1 protein-coding gene is annotated in these 214 nt (G+C 55.1%); it reads right to left on the bottom strand.

Features of this window, described 5'->3' with window-relative positions; all coding sequences use genetic code 11:
* Nucleotides 1-154: transposase (locus tag HMPREF2875_RS14140; protein WP_141754587.1), on the bottom strand; the 154-nt coding region annotated here is incomplete at its 3' end.
* Nucleotides 155-214: the final 60 nt, after the last annotated feature.

Below are 214 nucleotides of genomic sequence, written 5' to 3'. Positions count from 1 at the left end.
GCTCGAGTTTGACCCACCGGCCTAAAAGCCCGGCAGAGACACCAATCTCTTTAGCCACATGGGCAATCGGGCGCTCTGACTCGATTACCAGGTTCGCGGCCTCACGCCGGTACTCCGGCGTGTACTTCTTGCGCTGTTGACTCACAATGAACATCCTCTCCTACGGACACAAGATCCGTACAAATAGGGTGTCCACTAAACGAGGGTAACCTCA

The organism is Corynebacterium sp. HMSC078H07, assembly GCF_001812805.1.
Lineage (GTDB): Bacteria > Actinomycetota > Actinomycetes > Mycobacteriales > Mycobacteriaceae > Corynebacterium.
The sequence above is the reverse complement of the archived record's forward strand: the minus strand, read 5'-3'. Positions and strand labels throughout refer to the sequence as shown.